Below are 17,006 nucleotides of genomic sequence, written 5' to 3' on the forward strand. Positions count from 1 at the left end.
GGCTGATCTCGGGGTGGCGTCCGGTAATGGCAAGGGGCAGATCTTCGTCAAGGGCGAGGTGATCAAGACCGTCCCGGAGTCGAAGATCGTCGAGACCCTGATCGAAGAGGCGATGAAGATCGCCGAGGAGATGGAGGCCGACGGCATCGCCTCGGGCGAGCCCCAAGTCAGCGTGGGCTGAAACCAGCAATCTGCGCAGGGAACGAGGTCCCAACGTGTCGATGCTCGAGAACGTCCGAGGTCCGCGTGATCTGAAGGCGCTGCCCGAAGGGCAGCTCGACAACCTGGCGGCCGAGATCCGCCACTTCCTGGTCCAGGCGGTCGCCCGAACCGGCGGCCATCTGGGACCCAATCTCGGCGTGGTCGAACTGACCATCGCTCTGCACCGTGTCTTCGACTCACCGGTCGACCGCATCCTGTGGGACACCGGCCACCAGAGTTACGTCCACAAGATCCTGACCGGCCGCCAGGACTTCTCCAAGCTCCGCGGCAAGGGCGGCCTCTCCGGCTACCCCTCCCGGGCCGAGTCCGACCACGACGTCATCGAGAACTCCCACGCCTCCACGGTCCTCGGCTGGGCCGACGGCCTCGCCAAGGCCAACCAGGTCCTGGGCCGCGCCGACCAGGTCGTCGCCGTCATCGGCGACGGTGCCCTCACCGGCGGCATGGCCTGGGAGGCCCTCAACAACATCGCCGCCGCCAAGGACCGCCCCGTCATCATCGTCGTCAACGACAACGAACGCTCCTACGCCCCCACCATCGGCGGCCTCGCCAACCACCTCGCCACCCTCCGCACCACCGACGGCTACGAGCACTTCCTCGCCTGGGGCAAACAGCTGCTCCAGCACACCCCCGTCATAGGCAAGCCGCTCTACGAATCCCTGCACGGCGCGAAGAAGGGCTTCAAGGACGCCTTCGCGCCCCAGGGCATGTTCGAGGACCTCGGGCTGAAATACGTCGGCCCGATCGACGGCCATGACATCCCGGCTGTCGAATCCGCCCTCCGCCGGGCCAAACGGTTCCACGGCCCGGTGCTGGTGCACTGCCTCACCCAGAAGGGCCGCGGCTACGCCTTCGCCGAGCAGGACGAGGCCGACCGTTTCCACGCGGTCGCCGCCATGGACCCGCTCACCTGCGCGCCTCTCACCCCGTCCAGCGGCCCGAAGTGGACCGCCGTCTTCGGCGACGAGATGCTCCGCATCGGCGCTGAGCGCCCCGATGTCGTGGCGATCACCGCCGCGATGCTCCAACCGGTCGGTCTGCAGAAATTCGCTGACGCCTTCCCCGGCCGGATCTACGACGTGGGCATCGCGGAACAGCACGCCGCCGTCTCGGCCGCCGGACTGGCCACCGGCGGGCTGCACCCGGTCGTCGCTGTCTACGCGACGTTCCTGAACCGTGCCTTCGACCAGGTGGTCATGGATGTCGCCCTGCACAAATGCGGCGTCACATTCGTCCTCGACCGGGCGGGCGTCACCGGTGACGACGGCGCCTCCCACAACGGCATGTGGGACATGTCCATCCTCCAGGTCGTCCCCGGCCTGCGGATCGCCGCCCCGCGCGACGCCGACCAGCTCCGCGCCCAGCTCCGGGAAGCGCTTGACGTCGACGACGCCCCGACCGTCATCCGTTTCCCGAAGGAGACCCTCGGCGAACCCCTCCCCGCCATAGACCGCATCGGCGGCCTGGACGTCCTCCACCGCGGCGACCGGCCCGAGGTGCTCCTTGTCTCCGTCGGCGCCCTCGCCGCCACCTGCCTCGCCGCCGCGGCCCTTCTGCGAGAACGCGGCATCGGCGCCACCGTCGTCGACCCACGCTGGGTCAAGCCCGTCGACCCCGCGCTCGCGCCGCTCGCCGCCCAGCACCGCATCGTCGCCGTCGTCGAGGACAACAGCCGCACCGGCGGCGTCGGTTCTGCCGTCGCCCAGGCCCTCCGGGACGCGGAGGTCGACATACCCGTACGCGACTTCGGCATCCCCCAGCAGTTCCTCGCCCACGCCAAACGCGGCGAGGTGCTGGCCGACATCGGCCTCACCCCCGCCGAGATCGCCGGGCGCATCAGCGCCACCCTCACCCGCCTCCGCCCCGACGACGAGGCGCTGCCGCCGACGTGACGCCTCCACCCCGGACTCCGAAAGGGTTCCCGACCGCCGGCCCGCGCCGCGTCGGCCTCGAATCGGCCGTGGCCAAGCGCCCGAGGACAATTGAAGAAGCAGCTGCAGAAGCTCTGGAGAAGCTAAGGAGCCCGCAAACCATGGAACCGGCGGAGCCGAAACCCTTTGACCTGGCGACGCTGCTCGCCCAGCGCGGCGGCGAGCGCTATGACCTGCACACCAACTACCTCAATCACCAGTTGCCGCGCATGCTGCACACCATCGGCTTCGACAAGGTCTACGAGCGAGCCGAAGGGGCGTACTTCTGGGACGAGGACGGCCAGGACTACCTCGACATGCTCGCCGGATTCGGCGTGATGGGCCTCGGGCGCCACCACCCGGTCGTCCGCAAGGCGCTCCATGACGTACTGGACGCGGGCCTGGCCGACCTCACCCGGTTCGACTGCCAGCCGCTGCCCGGGCTGCTCGCCGAGAAGCTGCTCACCTACGCGCCGCATCTGGACCGGGTATTCTTCGGCAACAGCGGTACGGAGGCGGTCGAGACCGCCCTCAAATTCGCCCGCTACGCCACCGGCAAGCCGCGCGTACTGTATTGCACGCATGCCTTCCACGGCCTGACCACCGGCTCCCTCTCGGTCAACGGGGAGGACGGATTCCGCGACGGCTTCGCTCCGCTGCTCCCGGACACCGCCGTGGAGCTGGGCGACCTGGCGGCGCTGGAGAAGGAGCTGAAGCGCGGTGATGTCGCGGCGCTCATCGTCGAGCCGATCCAGGGCAAGGGGGTGCATGCCGCGCCGCCGGGGTATCTGCGCGCCGCGCAGGAGCTGCTGCACCGGTACAAGGCGCTGCTCATCGCCGACGAGGTGCAGACCGGCCTCGGCCGGACGGGCGAATTCTTCGCCTACAGCCACGATGAAGGCGTCGAGCCCGACCTGGTGTGCGTGGCGAAGATGCTCTCCGGTGGCTATGTGCCGGTGGGGGCCACCCTCGGCAAGGAGTGGATCTTCAAGAAGGTCTATTCGTCCATGGACCGGGTGCTGGTGCACTCGGCGAGCTTCGGAGCGAACGCGCAGGCGATGGCGGCCGGGCTGGCGACGCTCGCCGTCATGGAGGACGAGCAGGTGGTGGCGAACGCCCGGCGCACCGGGGATCTGCTGCGTACCCGGCTCGCGGCGCTGGTGGACCGGTACGAGCTGCTCTACGAGGTACGGGGCCGGGGCCTGATGATCGGGATCGAGTTCGGGCGGCCCAAGTCGCTGGGGCTGCGCAGCCGGTGGACGATGTTGCAGGCGGCCAGGAAGGGGCTGTTCGCGCAGATGGTGGTGGTGCCGTTGTTGCAGCGGCACCGGATCCTGACACAGGTCTCGGGCGACCATCTCGAGGTCATCAAGCTGATCCCGCCGCTGATCATCGGCGAGCGGGAGGTGGATCGTTTTGTCGACGCGTTCACGTCCGTGATGGATGAGGCGCATTCCGGTGGCGGGCTGATGTGGGATTTCGGCCGCACCCTGGTGAAGCAGGCGGTGGCGAACCGCTGAGGGGTTTTGCCTGACAGGCAAATCTTTTGCCTGTCAGGCCGGACGTGGCTATACCGGAGACATGACCTCTCCACCGGCGGAGCCGGATCTCGCCCCGCAACTGCGAGGACTGCGCCGTCGCAGTGGCCTGACGCTCGAGGCGGCGGCGGCGCGGGTCGGTATGTCACCCGCGCATCTCTCCCGGCTGGAAACCGGACGGCGCCAGCCGTCGCTGCCCATGCTGCTCGCCCTGGCCAGGCTCTACGGTACGACAGTGTCCGATCTGCTGGGGGAGACCGTTCCCGCTCAGCAGCCGATCGTGCGCGCCGACCGCATGGAGCCGGCCCGCGCGGGCGGCTGGACGTACTGGCAGGCCGGAGGTCCCGGCCGGGCGATGCAGGCGCTGCGGCTGCGGGTGCCGTCCGGCCCGCAGGACGGCCTGGTCCGGGTCCATCCGGGTGAGGAGTGGCTGCATGTGCTGGACGGCGAGCTGCGGCTCACACTCGGCGAGGCCGTCCATGTGCTGGGGCCGGGGGACAGCGCGCACTTCGACTCGCTGACACCGCACCGTATCGCCGCTGCCTCGTCCGGCGCCGTGGAGCTGCTGTTCGTCCACACCCTGTTGCAGAGCGCGCCCGCCGAGCTGTGCCTCGGCGGCTGAAGGAGCACCCTGATGTCCGTACCCCCCTCCGTGGGAAATCCCCCTGCCGGAAATCCCCCGGTAGAAAATCCTTCCGTACGCCATTCCGACGAGGGGACCAAGGCACCGCTCGGGCTGACCGTCCGGGTCGGGATCTATCTGGTCGCCGTCCATGCCATCGTGGGCTTCTTCATCTGGATCTTCTACCTGGCGGGGGCCAAGTAGCCGGTGCCGGCTACTCCAGCAGGAGGGCGCCCAGCCGCTCGCGGCGCTCCGGGATGCAACCGAGCCCCTCGGTGAGGTAGCGGTCGACGGACCCCCAGCGCTCCTCCATGGTGTCGAAGGCGGCCGCCAGGTACTCCGCGCGGGCCTCGAAGAGCGGGCTGAGCAGCTGGCTGACCTCCGGGTGGGCGGCCGGCTCGACGGCGGCGACGCGCTGGACGCTGTAGCGGCGGTGGGTGGCGTTGCTCTTGAGGTAGTCGCGCTCGATGGCCTCGCGCCCGACGCCGAGGGCGAGCAGGATGATGGCGATCGAGGTGCCGGCCCGGTCCTTGCCCGCCGCGCAGTGCAGCAGCGCCGGCACGGCCTCCTCCTCGGCGAGCAGCTCCAGCATCCGGCTGTGCTCGGCGTTGCGGTCGAGGATGAGCTGCCGGTACGCCTTGATCATGCGGCCCGCGCCCCTGCCGTCGCCGAGGGCGGTGCGCAGGGCGGCGAGGTCGCCGCGCCGCACGGTGACCCAGAAGTCGGCGCCGGCGGCGGGATCGCTCAGCGGCATGTTGACGTTGCGCACGCCGGGCAGGGCGATGTCCGGGCCCTCCAGCTTGATGTCGGAGGTGTTGCGGAAGTCGAAGATGGTGCCGAGGCCGAGGGCGGTGAGGATTTCCGCGTCCTTCTCGGTGGCGTGTGCCAGATGTCCGCTGCGGAAGAGCCGTCCGTGCCGTACCCGGCGCCCGTCGGCCGTCGGGAGGCCGCCGACATCGCGGAAGTTGCGTACGCCGGTGAGCTCGGGTTCGGGTTCGGTCGAGGCGGTCTGCGGCAGCTGCTGGGTCACACGCGCTCCCTGGGGTCGCGGCCCGCGGTGTGGTCACCGCGGGTCAAAGCCAAAGCCGACGATACGACAGCCGTCCATTGTGCGTACCAAGAGGTATGTGTCCAGCTTCTACCGGGCCGCTGCGACGGCCCGATGGTGGTGGTCTCTCACCTCCACTCGGTCACACAGAACTTCGTGGCGCACTATCTCGTCGTTGAACACGCCACGCCGGTATGTGGTCACAAAGACCAAGTGAACGTGCATCGCCGAAACCACATGCCTGCCACGCCGAAACCCGTCATTTGTCTCCCTCGGACCAGCCCCAGTACGGTCACTCACATGCAGTTACGGTACGACTATCGGGTGTACCCGGACGCCCTCCAGCGCCAGCGCACCGCGCTGGCGAGCGCGTTCGGATGCGCCCGCGTGGTGTGGAACGACTGCCTGCGCGCCCGCACGGAAGCACACGCGGCGGGCTGCCGTACGTGACCTCGGCCGAACTGTCCAAGGTGCACATCACCCAGGCCAAACGCACCATCGAGCGCGGATGGCTCGCCGAGGTATCCGCTGTCGTACACCAGCAGTCCCTGCGCGACCTGGACACCGCCTACAAGAACTTCTCCCTCAAGGGCCACCGCAAAGGCCGAAAGACCGCGCCGCCCGGTACAAATCGAAGAAAGACACCCGGCAGTCCGTCCGCCTCAACACGAACGCCTTCTCCCTGAAGGAGAACGGCACGGTGTACGTGGCCAAGATCGGCAACCTCAAGGTCACGTGGTCCCGGCCCTCTACCGGCTGCGTCCGCCCGGCGGCCCGGACGGCTTCAGGGCGCTCCAGCACATGCGCGGCGACGAGACTGTCGTCCTCGCCTACCTGCACGCCCAGCGCTTCGGCGAGCTGATTGGAGCAGAAACCCAAAACTCCGGCGGCCTATTCCGACATTTTCCAAACCGTTGCCAGTGGCATTAATCACGCCCCGTCAACCTCTGGTTACGGTGGCGTAAGTTACTTCGCGGGGAGAAGTATGTGCTCTCGTGGCAGACGATTCGAAGACAAACAACATTGGCGTGATCGGGTCGTACACGGCAATCGGCGACAGCTTCACCGAAGGCGTCGGTGACCCCGGCCCCGACGGGTCCCTCATCGGCTGGGCCGACCGGCTCGCGGTGCTGCTCTCCGACCGCGGGTCCGGCAGCGATCTCCTGGGCGGCTCCGCTCCCGGGGACTTCCGGTACGCGAACCTTGCCGTACGAGGCCGGCTCCTCGACCAGGTCGTCGCGGAGCAGGTGCCGCGCGCCAAGGAGCTCGGCCCGGACCTGGTGACCTTCTGCGCGGGCGGCAACGACATCCTGCGGCCCGGCAGCGACCCGGACGATGTCGCCAACCGCTTCGAGGCCGCGGTCGCCGACCTCACCTCCTCGGTCGGCACAGTTCTCGTATGCACCGGCGTCGACACCCGCGGGGTGCCCGTGCTGCGTCATCTGCGCGGCAAGATCGCTACCTATACGGCGCACGTACGCTCCATCGCCGACCGGTACGACTGCCCGGTGCTCGACCTCTGGTCGCTCCGCCCGATACAGGACCGGCGGGCATGGGACGGGGACCGGCTGCACCTGTCCCCGGAGGGGCACACCCGGGTCGCGCTGCGCGCCGGGCAGGTGCTTGGCCTGGAGGTGCCGGCCGACCCGGACCAGCCGTGGCCGCCGGAGCCGGCGCGGGCCCCCGCCGAGGTGCGCCGGGACAACATCCAATGGGCCCGGGAGTACCTGGTGCCCTGGATCGGGCGGCGGCTGCGCGGCGAGTCCTCCGGTGACAACGTCGAGCCCAAGCGCCCGGACCTGCTGCCTCTGCCGTAGGCAGGACGCCCGGGCCGACGGCCTCTTGGGGCCGCGTTCAACGGCAGACAGAAACGTTCACGGGAGGATGCGGACCGGGGACAATTCGGCCCATACGACGCGACCCGGGCCACGGTCGTTGGGCCGGGAGCCCCATTCCTTTGACAGCGCGCCCACCAACAGCAGCCCGCGCCCGGACTCCTCGTCGGCCTCCGCCTCCCGCGACCGGGGCTCCGTCTGCGTACAACCCTGGTCGGCCACTTCCAGCCGGAGCAGCGTGCCGGTCAGCCGCAGGGTGCAGATGACCCGTTCGCTGTCGGTGTGCCGCACGGCGTTGGTGAAGAGCTCGGAGATCACCATCTCGGCGTCGTCCCGGGTTTCTTCGTGGACTCCCCAGTCGCGCAGCCGCGTCCGTACCCGCTGCCGCGCCTCGGCGACCGAAGCGCCCAGCGCGGGCAAGTGAAACGTGTACTGGCAGCGACGGGCGTCGATGTCGCCACGGCGCTCTAACCGGAGAGCGTCTTGGGGGGAAGCCACTTCGCTACTATGCGGGCCGCACCGAACGGTTGGCAAGATGCGATCTGTAAATTACAGAATCATCGCAACAGGCTGTTCGCTGCGCTGACGACATGACAGACTGCTCCCCCGCGAGGGAAGTTGGGGAGGGAGTGGGTCGTGACGGACGCGCGATCGGGCGGCGCACCCACCGTCCTGCGAGTAGTCCTGGGCAAGCGGCTCCAGGATCTGCGCGAGAAGGCCGGCTTCTCCTATCAACAGGCCGGCCGGGCCCTGGACGTCACCCACGCCACTATCCGCCGGATGGAGAAGGCCGAGGTCGGCCTGAAGATCCCGTACGTGGAGAAGCTGCTCCGCACTTACGGCGTCACCGACCACGCCGAGATCGACATCTTCGTGTCACTCGCCCGCGAGGCCAACCAGCCCGGCTGGTGGCACCGCTACCGCGACGTCCTTCCCGACTGGTTCAGCGCCTTCGTGAGCCTGGAAGGCGCGGCGAGCGTCATCCGCGCCTATGAGCCGCACTATGTCCCCGGACTGCTACAGACGGCCGACTACGCCCACGCCGTACTCCGGGCCGGCCTGCCGACCGCGTCCGAGGAGGAGATCGCACGCGGCGTCGCGCTCCGTATGGAGCGGCAGTCGCTGCTCACCCGCCGGGACGCGCCACTGTTCTGGGTGGTCCTGGACGAGACGGTGCTGCGAAGACCCATCGGCGGACCCGGAGTCATGCGCGCCCAGACCGCCCGGCTCATCGAAGCCTGCGCGCTGCCGAACGTCCGCCTGCAAATCATGGAGTTCTCGGCCGGACCGCACTCCGCGATGTACGGACCGTTCCACATCTTCCGGTTCCAGATCCAGGAACTGCCGGATGTCGTCTTCACGGAAAGCCTGGTCGGCGCCGCCTACTTCGACGAACGCGACGATGTATCGGCCTATCTGGAGGCTCTGGACCGGATGTGCGCCCAAGCGGCACCGGCCCTGAGCACCGAGGCCATTCTTAGTGGCATTCACAGGGGGATCTGAACCATGGACCGGATATACAACGGCATGCCAGCCACCGACCTCGGGATCGAGGGCTGGCGCAAGCCCTGGAGCGGCGGCAACGGCGGCTCCTGCCTCGAGGCCAAGAAGCTCAACGACGGCAGGGTGGCGCTGAGGCAGTCCACCGACCCGGACGGCCCGGCGCTCATCTACACCGACCACGAGATCAGCAGGTTCATCCAGGGTGCGAAGAACGGCGACGCCGACTTCCTGCTCGCGGGCGACACCGAACGGCGCACGGCGTGACCGGTGCGGGCTTCCGCACCGGCCGGCCAGTCGTACACCGCACGCTGCCTGACCCGCGGGGAATCAGGACCTGCCCGGCTCGGACAGGTCCACCTCCACCCCCTGCGGTTCCAGGGCCTTCCGGATCCGCTGGGCCGTGTCCGCGCCGATGTATTCGGAGCGCAGGTCCAGCCATTCCAGATGGGTCAGCGGCACCCCATCCAGCAGCGCCTCCACTCCCTCGTCGCCCAGCGTGCCCAGGGAGAGGTCCAGGGATTGGAGCCGGGCCACGACTGGGGCGGAGGAGACCGCGATGGCGATCTCGTCCTGGAGGTCGCTGTGCGCCAGGCCCAGGTGGCGCAGCGCGGGAAGGCCGTCGCCCGCCAGGATGGGGGCGAGGTCGTCGGCGGTGTAGTCGCCGCCGCATTCCTCCGCCCCCAGCGACAACTCCAGATACTCCAGCGCCGGCAGCTCGCTCGCCGCGACCCCGCGGACCACCTCAGCCGGCAGCCCGTCGGCCTCGATGCCCAGGGTGCGAAGGCTCGCGTGGCGGACGGCGGGAAAGCGCAGACCGGCACCGCCCCGTATGCCGAGCTCACGCAAGGCCGGATAGGCGTCGAGGACCGGAGTGACATCGCACTGCTCGGCCTCCTCGCCCTCCACATCACCCAGGAAGACCGCCTGGAGCGCTGTCAGCCGGTCCCGGGCGGCGGCCAGCAGCTGAACGGCGGCGCCCGAGTCGCTGCCCTCCAGCGCGTCCCACTCGCCGATGATCAGAGCCCGGACCCGGCAAGCGTCCATCGCACCGAGAAACCGCTCCCACAGCTCCTCGAAATCCGTCGTGCCGTGGCCGCCCTCCGGGGCGACGGAGAGCCGCCACGCGACCGAATCCGGTTCCGGCAGACCGCCCTCCTCCGGTGCTGCGGGAAAGTCGAAGGCAAGCAGGCCGTGCAGCTCCTGCAGCTGCTCTACAGCGGACATGTCGCGGGTCTCCTGACGCCGACGGGGCAGAGTCTGACTCGACAGCAGATATATCAAGCCCCACTGACAATCGACGCGCGCGCGTAGCCCTCGGCCAGTCCCGCCGGGTCGATCAGCGAGGTGTGCGTGCCTTCGGTGACGCACGCGTACGCCCCCGCGACCGAGCCCAGCAGCGCGCACTCCCGGGGCGAGCGACCGCGGGAGCGGCCGTGCAGAAAGCCGGAGACGAAGGCGTCGCCCGCGCCATTGCTGTCCACAACCGGGCCCGGCGGGGCGACCGAGGGGATGTGCCGGGGCTGCCCGCCGGCGCCGTAGCGGGTGAGGAGATAGGCGCCGGCCGCCCCGTCAGTGGCGACGACGGTCTCGGCGCGGCCGTCGCGCAGGATGCCGCGCATGATGTCGGCGGTCCGCTGCCCGGCGCGGGCGGCGCTGAAAAAAACCAGGTCGGAGCGGAGCGCGAATTCCCTGTGGTGTTCGGAGACCCCGTCCCAGTCGTGGAGATCGGTGGAGACGGGGATGCCCAGTGTCTGGACGTCGTCGTACAGGAACCGCGCGTAATGCTGGATCGAGACATGCACATGCCGTGCGCGCCGCAGCTGAGGGAGGTAGAACTCGGGCGGCATCCGCAGGTCGAGCGGGTCACGGCCGTCGTAGAAGGACATCCGCCGGCCGTCGGCCGAGACCAGGTTGACAGCGCGGCGGGTGCCGGCGGGGGAGATCAGTGGGTAGAACTCCACCTTCGCTTCCGCCAGGCGCTCGCGGACCAAGTCGCCGAGCCGGTCCTCACCGACGAAGTCGATGAACCCGGTGGTCATGCCCAGCGCCCGGCAGCCCAGCGCCACTCCCGTACCGGTGTGCCCGGCCCATTCCCGGATCGGCGGCACCTGCACCGAGTCCTCGTACGGCACCGGCAGAGCGTCGACGTTCACGATCGTGTCCACCCCGGCCCCGCCGACGACAAGGACGTCGTACGGCTGCATCGCCGTGGTCATATCGGCCCTCCCGCCAGCTTCCGCACCCCGTGCTGGCCCATGCTAGGGCCTGTCCGGCCGTCTCCGTGGAGACTCGACGCCACGGAGACGGCCGGACAGGCCCTCGGCCGTGTCCGGCCTAACCGAGCAGCGCCGCCGCGACCGCGACGTCCGTACCGGCCAGGCCCACCGAGCAGAAAACGGTGATCTGCCCCGCCGAGGTCCGGCCCGGCGCCGCGCCGGCCAGCACCGCGCCGAGCTCGGTCATCGTGGACAGGCCGAAGATGTGGCTCTCGGCGTATCCGGCGACCTGGGCGCGTGAATCGGTGACGACGACGTCGGCGCGCTCTGCGAGGGCCGCCGGGATCTCGTGCTGGGAGACCGTCTTGGGACCGAGGGTGGTGAGATGGGTGCCGGGGGAGACCCACTCCTCGTTCAGGACCGGGGTCGGGCTGTTGGTCGCGACGATCACGATGTCCTGGCCGCGGACCGCCCGCTCGGCCGAGTCCACCGCCCTGACCTTGAGGTCGAGCTCGCGCCAGGCCCGCTCGGCGAACGCCGCCGCGCGGGCCGGCCGGGAGGCGCTGACGACGACCTCGTCGATGTGACGGACAGCGGCGAGCGCCCACAGCTGCGTCCAGGCCTGTACCCCGGCCCCGACCAGGCCCAGCCGCGACGCCTCCGGCCGGGCCAGCGCGTTCACCGCCAGGGCGCCGATCGCCCCGGTGCGGCGCGGCCCGAGCTCACCGCCGTGCACCAGACCGCGCAGGCGGCCCGTGCCGGTGTCCCAGACGGCGACGAGCTGGTCGCTGTTCCTGTCCCAGTCGTCGTACACCCGGAAGCCGTGCAGGCCCTGCTCGCGCAGCTGGCCGGCGGTGAAGACCAGATCGCCATCCCCGAGTCCGGTACGGACCCGCGGCGGGGCGGTGAGCGTCCCGGCGTGGTGCGCGAGAAGGGCCTGCCGGACTGCCGTGACGGCGGTGGGCGCGTCGAGACGGGCGCGGACATCGTCGTCGCCGAGCAGCAGTGGTGGCATCGGTGCTCCTTGTTAGCGGTGGTTCAATTGCTGAGCGCATTCTGGGCTTCCCCGGGGAATTGTGTCGACTGCCCGGTCGGGGCTGATTCTCCCTTCGGGCAGGCCCCGTTGACGTGGGCCGACGTCAGCTCCACCGGCCGTCATGGCGGCGCAGTACGGGGCCGCGGAGCCCCTCGGTACCGTGTCACCCATTCGAGTGAACTCTCAGGCGGGTGTGGGCACTTGAAGGACCCGCACCGCCGCCCGGCCGCGCCCACTGGCGGACCGGCAGTATCCGGGAACGCGGTATCAGTCCTCCCAGTCCAGCTGCGGCTCGGGCACCCCCACGGATCTGCCGTACTCCTGGGCCCGTCCGCGGCCCGCCGGGTCACCCCGTGGATACCGGAACACCTGCTCGGCGAAGACCACGAACGCCTCGGCAGGGGTGTTGAAATTGGCGTACCGGCCCCCATCGGAGGAGAGGCATCTCGCCAGGCACTCGGCCAGCCGCCCCACCTATTCGCGCGGCCTCTAAGAGCATGGTCCGCTGCGGCGGCTGTCCGGCTGCCGCGATCCCCGCCTCGCTCCGCCGGATCCGGTTGACCCGCAGCGGCACATCCTCCAGCGCGCCCCCGGCCCGTCCGACGGTAGCGCGAGGGTCTGGCAATCACCCCCCGACCCGACCACCCGACAGCTGCCCGTCCGGCAACCGCACGCGATCAGGCGATGCGGGCCAGATCCGCCCGCAGCACCCGGTGCCGCAGCACCTGGCCGGACAGCAGCCGTTCCATCTCGTCGACGACCACGGAGCCCAGCCGCTCCAGCTCGTTGCCGAGCGCGCCCGCGATGTGCGGGGTGAGCAGCACATTGGGCAGCTGGAAGAGCGGCGAGGCGGCGGGCAGCGGCTCCGGATCGGTGACGTCCAGGACTGCCGAGATCCGGCCCGTCGACAGCTCCGTGGTCAGGGCGGCGGTGTCGACGAGGGCACCGCGTGCGGTGTTGATGAGTGCCGCGCCGTCCGGCAGGAGGGCCAGCCGCCGGGCGTCCAGCATGTGGCGGGTCTCGGGCAGATCGGGGGCGTGGACGCTCAGCACCTCGCTCCACGCCACCAGTTCGTCCAGTCCGAGATGCCGCACACCGAGGGCCGCCGCGTCCTGGGGCCCGAGATGCGGATCGTAGACCGCGACCTCCACATCGAACGGCCGCAGCAGTTCGATCACCCTGCGCCCGATCTTCGACGCGCCGACGATGCCGACGCGGCGCCCGTGGTTGCCCAGCCGGGCGGTCTCGCCCGGCGTGGGAGAGCGGTGTTCGGCCGCGTAGAGAGCGCGCATCCGCAACGCGTCCTTGCCGCTGAGCAGGATCGCGCCCAGCGTGAACTCGGCGACCGGCAGGGCGTTGGCGGCGGCGGCCGAGGAGACCAGCAGTCCGCGTTCCCAGCAGGCGGGGGTGATGTGCGACTTGACGCTGCCCGCCGCGTGCAGCACCGCCCGCAGCCGGGGCAGCCGGTCCAGTACGTCCGCGGTCAGCGGCGTACACCCCCAGCCGGTGATCAGCACCTCCGCGTCCTGCGACGCACGTGGCACGGGCTCGGCGGCGCGCGGGATCCGGACCAGCCCGGAGAGCCGGTCCAGCACGGGATCCGGGAACAGCACGGGCAGATGGACCGGGTCCATCGCGAAGAGCGCGCCGGTCATGCGCCCACCCCAAGCGCAGCCGCCCGGACCGAGGCACGGAGCACCACATGCGTACCCAGCATCCGGTGTTCGTCCCCCGCGTCCGGCCTTCTGCCGAGCACAGTGCGCACCGCCGTGCGGCCCATCTCCTCGTACGGCACATGCACCGTGGTGAGCGGCGGATGCAGGTCACGCGCGAACGGGATGTCGTCGTAGCCCGCGAGCGACACCTCGCCGGGGACGTGGATGCCCGACTCGTGCAGCGCGGTGAGCGCGCCGGCCGCCACCATGTCGGTCGCGGCGAAGACGGCGGTGAAGCGCCGCCCGCCCGCCAGGGCCTCGCGGACGCGGCGGTAGCCGGAGTCGCGGGTGAAGTCACCGGGGCGGAGCAGCGCCGGGTCGGGCTCGGTGCCGTAGGCGCGGTGGGCGGAGCGGTAGCCGCGCTCCCGGCCGAGCGCGGTGGTGGATCCGGCGCCGCCGAGGAAGAGGATGCGGCGGTGGCCCATGGACAGCAGATGGCTCGTCATGGCGTAGGCGCCGCCTTCATTGTCGTACTCGATGACCGTGGCAGGAGTGCCGTCGCCCAGCGGCGGCCGCCCGCACAGCACCAGGCGGGAACCGGCCGACTGCAGGGCACGGGCGATCCGGGACATGCGCTCGCGGTACTCCGGGGTGTCGACGGTGCCACCGACCAGGATCACGGCCGCGGCCCGTTGCGCCCGCATCAGCTCGACGACGGCCAGCTCCCGTTCGGGGTCGCCCTCAGTGGTGCACACCAGGCAGACGTGGCCGCGCTGCGCCGCCTCCCGCTCGACGCCCTGTGCCATGTGCGCGAAGGACGGGCCGGTGATGTCGTCGAGCACGAACGCGATGGTGGCCGTCCCGGCGCCGGCGACCGCACGGGCCCGGGCGTCGGCAACATAGTCGAGGTCCTTGACCGCCCGCAGGACGCGGGTGCGGGTGGCGGTGCTCACCGGGTAATCGCCGGCCAGGACGCGGGAGACGGTCGAGGCGGAGACCTGGGCGCGGGCGGCGACGTCCCGGATGGTGTTACGGCCGTGGGCCTCGGGACTCTTCCTCGTCACGGTGCTCCTCGCGGGTCAGCTGGACACGTGGACAGGGGGACAACCGGTTGCTGGAACGGACGTTAGCAGCGCCGGGGCCCGGGGAAAAGGTCTCGTCCATCTGGCTCCGATCCGAAACTTTCGCCGGACGACAACCGGTTGGGAGGGCCCTGGAACGGGACGGGAGGACGGCACCGTATGTGCCGCGTGGAGAATGTCCCCGCACGGCACAGGAGGAAGCCGATGAAGGCACGCGTTCCTGGGCGTTGGCGTTTGCCGCCTGCTTAGGTCGGTGGAGGCCCGTGATGTCGAGGCACTTGCCGCTGTTGCGGGACACCAGTTGGTAGTAGCCAGTAGCCTCAGACCGCGGCCCTGACGGCCCTGACGCCATGGCCGTCGCGCTACGCGTCGCCGCGTCCGTACCTCCGTACGGCGAGCGGCGCGAACACCGCTGTCAGCAGCAGCGACCAGCCCAGCGCGGCGGTGACCGGGTGGGTCATCGGCCAGGCCGCGCCCGGGGCGTCGTCCAGGCCCGGGACGGTATTGCCGAACAGCTCGCGGCAGGCGGCGACCACCGCGCTGACCGGATTCCACTCCGCGACGGTGCGCAGCCAGCCCGTCATGCCGGCGGTGGGGATGTACGCGCTGGAGAGCAGCGTCAGAAAGAAGGTGGTGCTGCCGAGCTGGCCGGCGGCGGCCTCGTCCTTCAGCACCAGCCCGACGTAGATCCCGGCCCAGACGGTCGCGAAGCGGAACAGCAGCAGCAGTCCGAACGCGGCGAGCGCCGGGGCGGCCCCGTCCTCGATCCGCCAGCCGACCGCGAGGCCGGCCAGGGCCAGTGGCACCAGCCCGACCGCCATCGCGAGCACATCCGCGGCGGCCTGGCCGAGCGGGACAGCGGCCCGGCTCATCGGCAGGGTCCGGAAGCGGTCCATCCCGTAACTACGATGTGGGCGAGGTGATGACACATGGCAGCCGGCGGCAGCTCCGCCCGACCCGAAGTGATCTGGGCACGCCCGGAACGTGCCGGCCGCGGGCCCCGTCCCACGTACACGCGCGGCGAGATCGCGGCCGCCGCGGTCCGCATCGCCGACACCGACGGCATCGGCGCGGTCTCCATGCGACGAGTGGCGGCCGAGATCGGCTGCGGCACCATGTCGCTCTACAACTATGTGCCGCGCAAGGAAGACCTCTATGAGCTCATGGTCGACGCGTTCAGCAGCGAGTACGACCTTCCCGAGCAGCCCTCCGGCGACTGGCGCGCGGACATGCTCATGCTCGCCGTGCAGGCCCGCGCCCTCATACACCGTCACCCATGGCTGCCCGGCCTCCTGTCGCCCGTCCACGGCTTCAGCCCGAACGGGCTGCGCTACCTGGAGTTCTGCCTTGCCGCCCTGGAGGGCCTCCCCGCCGGCAACGGCACCAAGATGGAGCTCATCGCGATGATCAACGGCCTCGTCACCGCCTTCGCCGGCAATGAACTCGCCGCGGCGGAGCGCGCCCGCGCCTTCCCCTGGTCGCCGGACGAGGAACAGGCGGCCCGGGGCGCTTACCTGGCGCGGCAGATCGGCAGCGGCCAATACCCGCGCCTCGCCGGGATCCTCGCCGAGGCCGCCGGGCCCATCGACTACGACGCCGCCTTCGGCCGCATGGTCAACCGGGTGCTCGACGCGTTCGAATTCGAGAGCGGCCAGGACAAGCCCTAGGGGCTGCCCGGTCGATCTCCGCGAGCGCTGGTGCCAGGGCACGCGACGCCGCGGCCACGCCGCGCTGGGGGCACCACCCAGCGGTAGCTGGGGGAGGCATATCAGCCGCAGCGACCGGGCAGCCCCTAAAAACCCGCTGGCGGCAGGCGCCCCCGCACGGCACCCTGGGCGCTGTGCTGATCCGAGAAGCGACCTCCGAGGACTGGCCCGCGATCTGGCCCTTCCTCCGCCGCATCTGCGCCGCCGGCGAGACCTTCACCTACCCACGCGACCTCGATGAGGAGCAGGCCCGCTCCATGTGGCTGCTCCAGCCCCCGGGCCGGACCGTCGTCGCCACCGCCCCCGACGGCACCGTCCTCGGCACGGCCAAGATGAACCCCAACCAGATGGGCCCCGGCGCCCATATCTGCAGCGCCAGCTTCATGGTCGACCCCGAGCACTCCGGGCGCGGCACCGGGCGCGCCCTCGTCGAGCACGCCCTGGACTGGGCGAGCGCCGAGGGCTACCACGCCATGCAGTTCAACGCTGTCGCCGAGACCAACATCCATGCGGTAGCCCTCTACCGCTCACTGGGCTTCGAGGTGCTGGGCACCGTCCCCGAGGCCTTCCACCACCCCGCCAAGGGCTATGTGGGGCTGCACATCATGTACCGGCGCCTCGACTGACGTCGAC

19 protein-coding genes and 2 pseudogenes are annotated in these 17,006 nt (G+C 70.4%); 12 read left to right on the forward strand and 9 right to left on the reverse strand.

Going from position 1 to position 17,006, the window contains the following annotated elements; genetic code table 11:
* The 5 genes and pseudogenes from FCI23_RS30525 to FCI23_RS30545 all read left to right on the forward strand — a co-directional run.
* A pseudogene (locus FCI23_RS30525) lies at nt 1-181 on the forward strand (flavodoxin-dependent (E)-4-hydroxy-3-methylbut-2-enyl-diphosphate synthase); the annotation flags it as partial.
* Nucleotides 182-215: 34 nt separating this feature from the next.
* Nucleotides 216-2,114, forward strand: a complete 1,899-nt coding sequence (gene dxs, locus FCI23_RS30530) for a 1-deoxy-D-xylulose-5-phosphate synthase (RefSeq protein WP_136727183.1) — start codon at nt 216-218, stop codon at nt 2,112-2,114.
* 140 nt (nt 2,115-2,254) lie between these two features.
* Complete coding sequence (locus tag FCI23_RS30535; protein ID WP_136727184.1) at nt 2,255-3,652, forward strand: aspartate aminotransferase family protein; 1,398 nt, start codon at nt 2,255-2,257, stop codon at nt 3,650-3,652.
* A 61-nt stretch (nt 3,653-3,713) separates the two neighbouring features.
* Complete coding sequence (locus FCI23_RS30540; RefSeq protein WP_136727185.1) at nt 3,714-4,292, forward strand: helix-turn-helix domain-containing protein; 579 nt, start codon at nt 3,714-3,716, stop codon at nt 4,290-4,292.
* 12 nt (nt 4,293-4,304) lie between these two features.
* On the forward strand, nt 4,305-4,496 hold the full coding sequence (locus FCI23_RS30545; RefSeq protein ID WP_136727186.1) for a DUF6126 family protein: 192 nt from the start codon (nt 4,305-4,307) through the stop codon (nt 4,494-4,496).
* Between the two features lie 10 nt (nt 4,497-4,506).
* Here FCI23_RS30545 and FCI23_RS30550 read toward each other — a convergent pair whose 3' ends face one another.
* Entirely contained in the window at nt 4,507-5,322 is an 816-nt protein-coding gene (locus FCI23_RS30550) for a tyrosine-protein phosphatase (RefSeq protein WP_136727187.1), read from the reverse strand.
* A gap of 318 nt (nt 5,323-5,640) precedes the next feature.
* Here FCI23_RS30550 and FCI23_RS63945 point away from each other — a divergent pair, with 318 nt between their 5' ends.
* The 3 genes from FCI23_RS63945 to FCI23_RS30570 all read left to right on the forward strand — a co-directional run bounded on the left by FCI23_RS63945 (nt 5,641) and on the right by FCI23_RS30570 (nt 7,157).
* On the forward strand, nt 5,641-5,790 hold the full coding sequence (locus FCI23_RS63945; RefSeq protein WP_407646049.1) for a helix-turn-helix domain-containing protein: 150 nt from the start codon (nt 5,641-5,643) through the stop codon (nt 5,788-5,790).
* Nucleotides 5,787-6,026 (forward strand): hypothetical protein, encoded by a 240-nt coding sequence (locus FCI23_RS63950; RefSeq protein WP_407646050.1) that lies wholly within the window; start codon nt 5,787-5,789, stop codon nt 6,024-6,026. Before FCI23_RS63945 ends, FCI23_RS63950 begins: the two co-directional genes overlap by 4 nt.
* Nucleotides 6,027-6,335: 309 nt before the next feature.
* On the forward strand, nt 6,336-7,157 hold the full coding sequence (locus tag FCI23_RS30570; protein ID WP_136727190.1) for an SGNH/GDSL hydrolase family protein: 822 nt from the start codon (nt 6,336-6,338) through the stop codon (nt 7,155-7,157).
* Between the two features lie 57 nt (nt 7,158-7,214).
* Here FCI23_RS30570 and FCI23_RS30575 read toward each other — a convergent pair whose 3' ends face one another.
* Complete coding sequence (locus FCI23_RS30575) at nt 7,215-7,673, reverse strand: ATP-binding protein (RefSeq protein WP_246144211.1); 459 nt, start codon at nt 7,671-7,673, stop codon at nt 7,215-7,217.
* Between the two features lie 138 nt (nt 7,674-7,811).
* Between FCI23_RS30575 and FCI23_RS30580 the strand changes: the two genes are divergently transcribed.
* Both FCI23_RS30580 and FCI23_RS30585 read left to right on the forward strand, forming a co-directional pair.
* Entirely contained in the window at nt 7,812-8,678 is an 867-nt protein-coding gene (locus FCI23_RS30580; RefSeq protein ID WP_136727191.1) for a helix-turn-helix domain-containing protein, read from the forward strand.
* A gap of 3 nt (nt 8,679-8,681) precedes the next feature.
* Nucleotides 8,682-8,942, forward strand: coding sequence for a DUF397 domain-containing protein (locus FCI23_RS30585; protein WP_136727192.1), 261 nt, complete (start codon nt 8,682-8,684; stop codon nt 8,940-8,942).
* 63 nt (nt 8,943-9,005) lie between these two features.
* Here the strand turns inward: FCI23_RS30585 and FCI23_RS30590 are convergent, their stop codons facing one another.
* From FCI23_RS30590 to FCI23_RS30620, 7 genes and pseudogenes are all read right to left on the reverse strand, one after another.
* Entirely contained in the window at nt 9,006-9,902 is an 897-nt protein-coding gene (locus FCI23_RS30590) for an STM4015 family protein (protein ID WP_136727193.1), read from the reverse strand.
* A gap of 53 nt (nt 9,903-9,955) precedes the next feature.
* Nucleotides 9,956-10,894 (reverse strand): carbohydrate kinase family protein, encoded by a 939-nt coding sequence (locus tag FCI23_RS30595; protein WP_136727194.1) that lies wholly within the window; start codon nt 10,892-10,894, stop codon nt 9,956-9,958.
* A gap of 118 nt (nt 10,895-11,012) precedes the next feature.
* On the reverse strand, nt 11,013-11,909 hold the full coding sequence (locus FCI23_RS30600; protein ID WP_136727195.1) for an ornithine cyclodeaminase family protein: 897 nt from the start codon (nt 11,907-11,909) through the stop codon (nt 11,013-11,015).
* Nucleotides 11,910-12,197: 288 nt separating this feature from the next.
* Nucleotides 12,198-12,404: a hypothetical protein gene (locus tag FCI23_RS30605; RefSeq protein WP_136727196.1), complete on the reverse strand. Its 207-nt coding sequence runs from the start codon at nt 12,402-12,404 to the stop codon at nt 12,198-12,200.
* 203 nt (nt 12,405-12,607) lie between these two features.
* Nucleotides 12,608-13,585: a hydroxyacid dehydrogenase gene (locus FCI23_RS30610; RefSeq protein ID WP_136727197.1), complete on the reverse strand. Its 978-nt coding sequence runs from the start codon at nt 13,583-13,585 to the stop codon at nt 12,608-12,610.
* The gene (locus tag FCI23_RS30615; RefSeq protein WP_136727198.1) at nt 13,582-14,649 is read right to left on the reverse strand and encodes a LacI family DNA-binding transcriptional regulator; all 1,068 of its coding nucleotides are present in this window, start codon (nt 14,647-14,649) and stop codon (nt 13,582-13,584) included. Before FCI23_RS30615 ends, FCI23_RS30610 begins: the two co-directional genes overlap by 4 nt.
* A 380-nt stretch (nt 14,650-15,029) precedes the next feature.
* Nucleotides 15,030-15,578: pseudogene (locus tag FCI23_RS30620) on the reverse strand (ABC transporter permease); the annotation flags it as partial.
* A gap of 18 nt (nt 15,579-15,596) precedes the next feature.
* Here FCI23_RS30620 and FCI23_RS30625 point away from each other — a divergent pair.
* Nucleotides 15,597-16,334, forward strand: a complete 738-nt coding sequence (locus FCI23_RS30625) for a TetR/AcrR family transcriptional regulator (protein ID WP_136727200.1) — start codon at nt 15,597-15,599, stop codon at nt 16,332-16,334.
* Nucleotides 16,335-16,507: 173 nt separating this feature from the next.
* A complete protein-coding gene (locus FCI23_RS30630) occupies nt 16,508-16,999 on the forward strand; it encodes a GNAT family N-acetyltransferase (RefSeq protein WP_136727201.1) in 492 nt (163 codons plus the stop codon).
* Nucleotides 17,000-17,006 lie beyond the last annotated feature (7 nt).

It is taken from the genome of Actinacidiphila oryziradicis (genome assembly GCF_005047355.1).
In the GTDB taxonomy this organism is placed as follows: Bacteria; Actinomycetota; Actinomycetes; order Streptomycetales; family Streptomycetaceae; genus Actinacidiphila; species Actinacidiphila oryziradicis.

Bases quoted from the DNA above. Each gene is read 5' to 3' on its own strand.
- FCI23_RS30545 (WP_136727186.1), top strand. From the start codon at position 4,305: ATGTCCGTACCCCCCTCCGTGGGAAATCCCCCTGCCGGAAATCCCCCG.
- FCI23_RS63945 (WP_407646049.1), top strand. From the start codon at position 5,641: ATGCAGTTACGGTACGACTATCGGGTGTACCCGGACGCCCTCCAGCGC.
- FCI23_RS30590 (WP_136727193.1), bottom strand. From the start codon at position 9,902: ATGTCCGCTGTAGAGCAGCTGCAGGAGCTGCACGGCCTGCTTGCCTTC.
- FCI23_RS30595 (WP_136727194.1), bottom strand. From the start codon at position 10,894: ATGACCACGGCGATGCAGCCGTACGACGTCCTTGTCGTCGGCGGGGCC.
- FCI23_RS30535 (WP_136727184.1), top strand. From the start codon at position 2,255: ATGGAACCGGCGGAGCCGAAACCCTTTGACCTGGCGACGCTGCTCGCC.
- FCI23_RS30540 (WP_136727185.1), top strand. From the start codon at position 3,714: ATGACCTCTCCACCGGCGGAGCCGGATCTCGCCCCGCAACTGCGAGGA.
- FCI23_RS30585 (WP_136727192.1), top strand. From the start codon at position 8,682: ATGGACCGGATATACAACGGCATGCCAGCCACCGACCTCGGGATCGAG.
- FCI23_RS30625 (WP_136727200.1), top strand. From the start codon at position 15,597: ATGGCAGCCGGCGGCAGCTCCGCCCGACCCGAAGTGATCTGGGCACGC.
- FCI23_RS30600 (WP_136727195.1), bottom strand. From the start codon at position 11,909: ATGCCACCACTGCTGCTCGGCGACGACGATGTCCGCGCCCGTCTCGAC.
- FCI23_RS30610 (WP_136727197.1), bottom strand. From the start codon at position 13,585: ATGACCGGCGCGCTCTTCGCGATGGACCCGGTCCATCTGCCCGTGCTG.